This is a genomic window from Acidimicrobiales bacterium (assembly GCA_035536915.1).
Classification (GTDB): Bacteria; Actinomycetota; Acidimicrobiia; order Acidimicrobiales; family JAHWLA01; genus JAHWLA01.
In genome coordinates this window covers 136,307-143,873 of record DATLNE010000020.1, presented here as the reverse complement: position 1 = coordinate 143,873, position 7,567 = coordinate 136,307, and the positions used below count along the sequence as shown (strand labels likewise).

At 70.9% G+C, this 7,567-nt stretch carries 9 protein-coding genes; 4 read left to right on the top strand and 5 right to left on the bottom strand.

Annotation, left to right across the window (positions count from 1 at the left end; all coding sequences use genetic code 11):
• Positions 1-1,766 (bottom strand): S9 family peptidase (locus VM938_05925; protein ID HVF74568.1); only part of this gene is annotated, 1,766 nt, incomplete at its 3' end.
• 20 nt (positions 1,767-1,786) lie between these two features.
• Between VM938_05925 and VM938_05920 the strand changes: the two genes are divergently transcribed.
• Genes VM938_05920 through VM938_05910 form a run of 3 tightly spaced genes read left to right on the top strand, consistent with a single transcriptional unit; the run spans position 1,787 to position 3,089 of the window.
• Positions 1,787-2,308 carry a gamma carbonic anhydrase family protein gene (locus VM938_05920; protein ID HVF74567.1) on the top strand — a complete coding sequence of 174 codons (522 nt, stop codon included), beginning with the start codon at positions 1,787-1,789 and terminating at the stop codon, positions 2,306-2,308.
• Positions 2,305-2,886 (top strand): hypothetical protein, encoded by a 582-nt coding sequence (locus VM938_05915; GenBank protein HVF74566.1) that lies wholly within the window; start codon positions 2,305-2,307, stop codon positions 2,884-2,886. Before VM938_05920 ends, VM938_05915 begins: the two co-directional genes overlap by 4 nt.
• Positions 2,887-2,915: 29 nt before the next feature.
• Positions 2,916-3,089, top strand: coding sequence for a hypothetical protein (locus VM938_05910; protein ID HVF74565.1), 174 nt, complete (start codon positions 2,916-2,918; stop codon positions 3,087-3,089).
• On the opposite strand, the gene VM938_05905 is transcribed toward VM938_05910, so the two are convergent.
• A complete protein-coding gene (locus tag VM938_05905; protein ID HVF74564.1) occupies positions 3,074-3,598 on the bottom strand; it encodes a DUF6636 domain-containing protein in 525 nt (174 codons plus the stop codon). The two genes, VM938_05910 and VM938_05905, sit on opposite strands and share 16 nt — an antisense overlap.
• A 56-nt stretch (positions 3,599-3,654) precedes the next feature.
• Here VM938_05905 and VM938_05900 point away from each other — a divergent pair, with 56 nt between their 5' ends.
• On the top strand, positions 3,655-4,047 hold the full coding sequence (locus VM938_05900; GenBank protein HVF74563.1) for a VOC family protein: 393 nt from the start codon (positions 3,655-3,657) through the stop codon (positions 4,045-4,047).
• On the opposite strand, the gene VM938_05895 is transcribed toward VM938_05900, so the two are convergent.
• From VM938_05895 to VM938_05885, 3 genes are read right to left on the bottom strand one after another with little or no spacing between them, the layout of a single operon-like run.
• On the bottom strand, positions 4,037-5,125 hold the full coding sequence (locus VM938_05895; GenBank protein HVF74562.1) for a DNA cytosine methyltransferase: 1,089 nt from the start codon (positions 5,123-5,125) through the stop codon (positions 4,037-4,039). The two genes, VM938_05900 and VM938_05895, sit on opposite strands and share 11 nt — an antisense overlap.
• Positions 5,122-6,135 carry a hypothetical protein gene (locus tag VM938_05890; GenBank protein HVF74561.1) on the bottom strand — a complete coding sequence of 338 codons (1,014 nt, stop codon included), beginning with the start codon at positions 6,133-6,135 and terminating at the stop codon, positions 5,122-5,124. The genes VM938_05895 and VM938_05890 overlap by 4 nt, the downstream gene beginning before the upstream one ends.
• Positions 6,136-6,141: 6 nt before the next feature.
• Positions 6,142-7,554 (bottom strand): site-specific DNA-methyltransferase, encoded by a 1,413-nt coding sequence (locus tag VM938_05885; GenBank protein HVF74560.1) that lies wholly within the window; start codon positions 7,552-7,554, stop codon positions 6,142-6,144.
• Between the last annotated feature and the right edge of the window lie 13 nt (positions 7,555-7,567).

Below are 7,567 nucleotides of genomic sequence, written 5' to 3'. Positions count from 1 at the left end.
GCGTCCTTGGGGTTGCCCCACTCCTCGAACTCGCCGACGGTGAGCGGGATGGTCTCGTCGAGCATGGTGGTCACCACATCGACGAAGGGCACGAGGGCGAGCACGCCTGCGAACAGGTCGGGGCGGTCGTTGATCACGGCACCCATGAGCAGCCCGCCGGCGCTGCCCCCCATGGCGACGAGACGATCGGCCGAGGTGCAGCCGGAGGCGATGAGCTCCTCGGCGCAGGCGATGAAGTCGGTGAAGGTGTTGCGCTTGGCCAGGAACTTGCCGTCGTCGTACCAGCGTCTTCCCATCTCGCCGCCCCCGCGGATGTGGGCGATGGCGTAGACGAAGCCCCGGTCGAGCAGCGACAGCCGCAACGACGAGAAGCGGGGCTCCACGCTGATCTCGTAGGAGCCGTAGCCGTAGAGCAGGGTGGGCGCCGGCGTTGTCACGTCGCGGCGGGCGACCAGTGAGATCGGCACCTGCACGCCGTCGGGGGCGGTGGCCCACAGCCGGCGGGTCTCGTACTGGGCGGGGTCGTAGCCGCCGAGCACGGGCTGCTGCTTGCGCAGCACCCGGGTGCGTGCCTGCACGTCGTAGTCGTAGACCGACCGGGGCGTGACGAGCGACTCGTAGCCAAACCGGTAGGTGTCGGTGTCGAACTCGGCGTTGGCGTCGGGGCCGACGGTGTAGACGGGCTCGGGCATCTCGATGACGTGCTGGTCGCCCTCGGCCACCCGCAACACCCGGAGTTGGCGCAGGCCCGCCTCGCGCTCGACGAGCACCACGTGGCGGGCGAACACGTCGACCCCGTCGAGCTTGACCCGCTCGCGATGGGGAACGACGTCGACCCAGTTCTCCTTGCCGGGAGCGTCGACCGGCGCTTCCACCAGCTTGAAGTTCTCGGCGCCGTCCGCGTTGGTGACGATGAGGAAGCGGTCGCCTTGGTGGTCGACGTGGTACTCCACGCCCTGCTCCCGGGGGGCGACGATCCGGAACTCGCCGACGGGTTCGCCCGCGGGCAGCACCCACACCTCGGTGGTGACCTTGCTCTCCAGGGTCAGCACCACGTAGCCCTCGCTGCGGGTGAGGCCGACGTCGAGGAAGAAGCGGTCGTCGTCCTCTTGGAAGACGAGCGTGTCGTCGTCGGCCTTGCTGCCGACCCGGTGGCGCCACAGTTGGAAGGGCCGCATGGCCTCGTCGACCTTGGTGTAGAAGACGTGGGCGTTGTCGGTGGTCCAGGCCAGCCCGTAGTACGTGTCCTCCACCAGGTCAGCGAGGTCGTCGTCGGTGGCCAGGTCGCGGAAGCGCAGGCCGTAGCGCTCGCCGCCGTCGGTGTCGACGGCGTAGGCCAGCAGGTTGTGGTCGGGGCTCACGGCGTCGTTGGCGACGGCCAGGAAGTCGTGCCCCTCGGCCAGTTCGTTCTCGTCGAGCAGCACCTGCTCGGGCCCGTCCTCGGCGCCTCGACGGCGACAGGCGATGGGGTACTGCAGGCCTTCGACCGTGCGGCTGTAGTACCAGTAGTCGCCTTTGCGCACCGGCACCGACAGGTCGGTCTCCTGGATGCGGGCCACGATCTCGTCGAAGAGCTCCTGCTGCAACGGCTCGGTGGAGGCCAGCATCGCCTTGGTGTGGGCGTTCTCCGCCTCCAAATGGGCGAGCACGGCGGGGTCCTCGCGGTCGCGCAGCCAGTACCAATCGTCGGTCCGCTGGTCGCCGTGCGCCTCGATGACGTGCGGCCGCCGTTCTGCTGTGGGCGGCTGGGGCTGCGAGTCGTGCATGACACGTAGCCTGGCATCCCATGCCTGTGTACGCGCTCGGCGACCGAGTTCCCGACATCCACCCCGACGCGTTCGTCCATCCCGATGCCGTGGTCATCGGCGACGTGCGCATCGACTCGGAGGCGACCGTGTGGCCCGGCGCCGTGCTCCGGGGCGACTACGGACGGATAGAGGTCGGCGCCCGCACGTCGGTGCAGGACGGCACCGTGGTGCACGCCACCGCTGAGCTGCCGACCATCATCGGCAGCGACTGCGTCATCGGCCACCTCGTGCATCTCGAGGGCTGCACCATCGAGCCCGGCTCGCTAGTGGGCTCGTCGTCGGTGGTGCTCCACCGGGCTGTGGTGCGCTCGCACGCCTTGGTAGGGGCCAATGCCCTGGTGGCCCCCGACACCGACGTGCCGTCGTTCGCCATGGCACTCGGCATCCCGGCCAAGCTGCGGGAGGCCGTGATGACGGAAGGCTTCACTGCGCAGGCCGTGAAGATCTACGTGGAGAACGGGCGTCGCTACCGCAGCGAACTGCGCCGTATCGACGCATGACCCGGGCCGACACCACCCCGGAGGAATGGCGGCGGCGGGCGGCGGCGGCACCGTCGGGCGTGGTCGACGGCGACCTGCGCTCGGCGTGGGCCGGGCTGGTGGCGCTCGACTCGCCGGTGGCCGCCGAAGCTGCCCGAGTGTGCCGCGAGGTCGTCTGGTCACAGCCCGACGACGTGGCCGGCGTGGTGGCGGGGCCGTCGTTGACGGTGGCCGCGCACGCCGGGCCGCAGCCGTTCTCGGTGCTGGGCGTGGCCGTGGGGTTCCTGGCCCGCCGCTTCGAGACCGACGGCGACGACGCCGACCTCGATGCCGCCGTCGAGCTCCACGACCTCACTGTTGCCTTGGGCGATGCGGTGTGGGTCGGCCCCGAGTCGTGGCGGGTCGGGTGGGGGGCGGCCTTGCTCTACGGCGTCACCGGCGACGAAGCCTTCCTGGCCACCGCCGAGCGGGTGGCCGACGGCATGTGTGAGACCCAGGCGCCCGACGGCTGGTGGGGCAGCGCCGCGGCCACGGCCGAAGCGGCCGAGGTGTTGGCCGAGATCGCCGAGGCCGTCGAGTCGCGGGCGGGCGTGGAGTGACGGCCGAACGGCTTTCGCGCGTGAGGCCGGTGCTGGTGGTCGGGGTCGATGCCGAGCAGGTGGCCGACCGGGTCACCGAGCTACGAGCGAGCGGGCGGCGGGCGTCTGGGTTCGTGGGCGACGACCTGTTGGTGGCCGAAACCATGGCGGCCGAGTTGTTCGCCGGCGAGGCCGACGTCGAGCAGCTTCAGTCGCGTTCGTAGCGCTCCCGCGACAGCATGAAGCGGCTGCCGGTGGGCGTGTGCTCGCACGTCATGCCCGACTCGTCGCTGCGGCAGCGGACGTCGCCCCGCGCCACCACGCCGCCGTAGGGCAGGGGCGGCGCCTTGTCGTCCTCCACGGAGTCGCCCGCGCAGACGAACACCGCGCCGCCGGCGGTGACAGCCATCGAGTTGCCCCAGTCGAGGTCGCAGTCGGCGGGCTTAGCAGGCGGCTGCCACGACTTCTCTCGGATGTCACAGCGCGCCCCCTCGCTGTCGATGGTGCAGAAGATGTTGTCGGACGGCGACTTGAACGAGAAGTCGCCGCTGCCGGTGTCGCCCTGGGCCCGTGCCGGTGCCGCCGTGCTGGTGGTGGCCCCTCCGCCGCCGCTCGACGTGGACGTCGACGTCACCGACGTACTGGTCGCCACCGTCGGGTCGTCGTCGTCACCGGAGCAACCGCCGACCACCAAGGCCGCCAGCAGGAGCAGCAGAACTCGCGTCCGCGTCATGGCGCATACCCTCCCCAACCGGGACAAAGCGGAACCGACTGTGGCACGCTGCGGACATGCCGAGCTTCGCGGGGGTGTCGCACGTCGACCTGACGGTACGCGACGTGCAGGCCAGTGCCGAGTGGTACCGCACGGTGTTCGGGATGCAGACCCTGTTCGAGACCACAGAAGACGTGCGGTCCGCCGTCGTGCTGTTCGACCCCGACAGCAAGGTCGCCATCTGCGTGGGCAGCCACGTCGCCAACCAAGGCGAGCCCTTCGACGAGGCCCGCACTGGCCTTGACCACCTGTCGCTGCGGGTGCGCACGCGGGACGAGCTGGAGGAGTGGGCGGCGCACCTCGATGCCTTGGGCGTGGAGCACTCGCCCATCGCCGATGCCGACTACGGCTCGGTGCTCGTGTTCCGCGACCCCGACAACATCCAACTGGAGCTGTTCGTCAACCCTTGACGAGGAGCTCGGCCACCGTCTCGGCGATGCGCCGGGCCAGCAGGCTGGGCACGGCGTTGCCGATCTGGCGGGCGATGGCCACCTTGCTGCCGCACCACAGGTAGTCATCGGGGAAGGTCTGCAGCCGCGCCGCTTCCAGGTGGGTGATGGGGCGGTGCTCGGCGGGGTGGAGGTAGCGGCCCTTCTCGGGCTTGAAGAACTCGGTGCGGATGGTGACCGACGGATCGTCCCACCACAGCCTGCCCATGACGTCGGTGGTGCCCGTCGGCTTGTTGCGCCAGCACGGCGGCAGCAGGTCGGGACGCTCCCGGGCCAGGTCGAAACGGTTGCCGCCTTCGGGGATGGCCCGATAGCGCTCGGCCGATGTGGGCGTGGGCCGCCGCCCCACGTGGATCTCCGCCGATTTGAACGAGCCCGGCACCAGGCGGCCGAAGAACAGGTCACGGCTAGCAGGCAGGTCGGCACCCAATGGCTCGGCCGGCACCCGGCGCAACGCCTTGCGCACGGGGACCCACTCACGAGGCCGGTGGGTGACCGGCGGCAGCGACGGTTGGCCGATGCGGCTGCCGACGACGATCGTGCGCAGCCGCCGTTGGGGCACGCCGTAGTCGGCGGCGTTCACCACGGCATGGGCCAGGCGGTAGTCGCGCAATGCCCCGCCGGCCACCTCGGCCTCCAGCAGGGAGAACTCGTGCGAGGAGTGGAAGCGGGCCACGTTCTCGATGACGAACACGGCAGGACGGGCCCGGCTCACCACCCGCACGTACTCCCGCCACAGCCGGTTGCGGGGGTCGCGGGGGTTGCGGCTGCCCAGGTTGGAAAAACCCTGGCACGGCGGGCCGCCGATGACCACGTCGGCCTCGGGGATTCGATCTTCCGGGAGGTCGGCGATGTCGCCCCAGAAGACGTGCTCCTCGCCGTAGTTGGCGGCGTAGGTGGCAGCCGCGGGCAACTCCCACTCGACCGCCAGCACCGGTTCGAAGCCCGCCGCCACGAACCCCGCGGTCATGCCTCCGCACCCGGCGAAGAGGTCGATCATGCGCGGCGGCTGCATGGTCGAAGCGTACGGGCCGGTCATGCCACGGTGATGTATCCCGGTACCCGGTGGTGCGGGGTGTCGAGGTACACCTTGGCTTCGGGGGGATTGCCGAACTTGCCGTGGCTCCAGCGGATCTCGACGTGGCCCGCCACCGCCAGCACCTCGTCGGTGGCCCGGTCGCGCACCGACGCCTCCCAGCGCACGACGGGTTGGCCCGCCTCGTCGCCGGAGACGTCGAAGCGCTTGAGGTCGTAGGCCTGGCGCCAGTCCCACGGCGTGGCGATGCGGAGCCGAAGCGTGCCCTGGCTCGACGTGCCCAGCACGAAGTACGGGGCCGATCCGATGCGCAACAGGCGCCACAGCAGCGCCTCCTGTTCGGCTTTGCTGCCGAGGGCGGCCCGCCATCGAGCGGCGCTGGCCCGAGCCACCTCGCACGACCATGCCTTGGCTGTGGGCAGGGCGTCGACCGGCCACTGCCGCTCGGGCAGCACCGCTTTCAGCGTCACCCGGTGGGCAGGCGTGAGGTCGGCCACGAACGGCGGCAGCCCGAGGTCGCCCGGCATGGCGGCCCGAACGGCGGCGTAGACCTCCTGGTAGGCGTCGGGCGCCACCTCGGCGTACCAGTCGCCCCGGTTGGAGCGGGGGCCGCCGCGCAACAGGTCGGTGAACAGGCGGGCGGGCGAGACGTTGTGGAGGATGTCGGAGAGGTACTTGCAACTGACGAGGTAGACGTGGTCGACCCGCAGGTCGGCGGGCACCACCTCGTCGCCCGGCGCCAACTGGTTGCCCTTCCACTCGACGCGTATCGGTGGTCGCCCCCGGAGGCCGTCGGAGGCGCGCAGGAAGGCGCCGCCGTTGGCCCACGCCGCGTAGACGTGCTGGCGGTGGGCGGCGGCCCCGACCGACTCCGCCAGCCGTTCCCACACGTCGTCGGCGACGTTGACGACCTCAGGCGGCCGGGCTTGTACCGCCGCGACGGGGTCGTCGAAGCGCCCGAGCATGCCCAGCCCGGTCACCAGCTCGGTCACCTCCGTGCGGGCCGCGGGCACAGGTTGCTACCGAGGTGTGCTGCCGCGAGCGAAGTCGCAGAGCCGCTCGTGGCATTCCGACGACAACATCTCGAAGGCGGCCCGGTACAACGTGCCTTCCGTGGCCCGCAGCGCCTGCTCGCCCACCGAGCCCTTGGCCGGGAGGTCGGTGGTGAGCAGCACGATGCGGTCGGCGGGGATGTCGCGCTCGCGCAGCACGGCCAGCCGCCCCAGCGCTCGGTAGACGGTCTCGGTGCGCCGCAGCCCGGGCCGCGAACTGCTGTACGCACCGCACACGTCGAAGTACCACCGCGAGCCGTCGGCGGCGACCGCGGCCAGGCTCAGCTCGGCCCCGCCGCCGAGCTTCACGTTCTTGCGGATGGCGGTGAACCCGCACTCCTCCAGCAGGGTCTCCGCCACCTCACGGGCCGCCCGCCCCTCGCGGATCGCCTGCTGTTGGAAGCCCTCGTCGGCACCCGCCTGAACGGTCACCGGCACCCGGGCGCTCGCCGGCGCCACTTCCGCCCGCGCCTCGGCCACCCGTGCCTCGGCCCGCGCCACGTAGTCGGGGTCGGTGTCGTAGCCCACGAAGTGGCGGCCCGCCTGCACGGCCGCCACCGCGGTGGTGCCCGAGCCCATGAACGGGTCGAGCACCAGGTCGCTTTCGAAGGTGTAGAGGTGGATCAGCCGCGACGGCAGCTCCACCGGGAACGGCGCGGGGTGGTTGACCCGGGCCGCACTCTCAGGCGCCAGCTCCCACACGTCGAGCGTGGCTTCCATGAACTCGTCCTTGCTCATGGTGACCACCGACGGCAGGCCCTGCGTCTCCCGTTCCGCCCGGGAGATGGCCCGGTTGAAGCGGTGCTTGCCGGCGATGACCACCCGTTCGGTCACGTCGCGCAGCACCGGGTTGGAGGCGTTCTGGAACGAGCCCCAGGCACACGAGCCGGTAGCCCCCCGGCCCTTCTGCCACACCACTTCCCCTCGCAGCAGCAGGCCCAGGCGGTCCTGCAGGATGGTGGTGACGTCGGCGGCCAGCGACCGGTAGGGCTTGCGTCCCAGGTTGGCCACGTTGACGGCGATGCGTCCCCCTGACTCCAGCTTGCGGACGCACTCGGCGAAGACGTCCTCGAGCATCTTGAGGTAGTCGAGGTAGGAGGCAGGCACCGAACCGGAGCCGAGGGCGGTCTCGTACTCCTTGCCTGCGAAATACGGCGGGGAAGTGACGACCAAGGCCACCGAGCCGTCGGCCACGTCGTCCATGGAGCGGGCGTCTCCGCAGACGATGCGGTCGAGCGAGGCGGGGTCGGGCGGGCTGACGATCTCGGCTTTGGAGACCACGGGCGGCGAGAAGCGCGCGTAGAACCCGCTGGCATCGTGGTTCTCCCGCTTGCTCACCCCGAAGGCGGAGGTGGCAGTCGCTCGGCGTCGCCCGGTCACGAGGATCAGCGTA

Coding starts and splice junctions, on each gene's coding strand:
- VM938_05905 (HVF74564.1), bottom strand. CDS start 3,598: ATGACGCGGACGCGAGTTCTGCTGCTCCTGCTGGCGGCCTTGGTGGTC.
- VM938_05895 (HVF74562.1), bottom strand. CDS start 5,125: ATGACCGGCCCGTACGCTTCGACCATGCAGCCGCCGCGCATGATCGAC.
- VM938_05900 (HVF74563.1), top strand. CDS start 3,655: ATGCCGAGCTTCGCGGGGGTGTCGCACGTCGACCTGACGGTACGCGAC.
- VM938_05920 (HVF74567.1), top strand. CDS start 1,787: ATGCCTGTGTACGCGCTCGGCGACCGAGTTCCCGACATCCACCCCGAC.
- VM938_05915 (HVF74566.1), top strand. CDS start 2,305: ATGACCCGGGCCGACACCACCCCGGAGGAATGGCGGCGGCGGGCGGCG.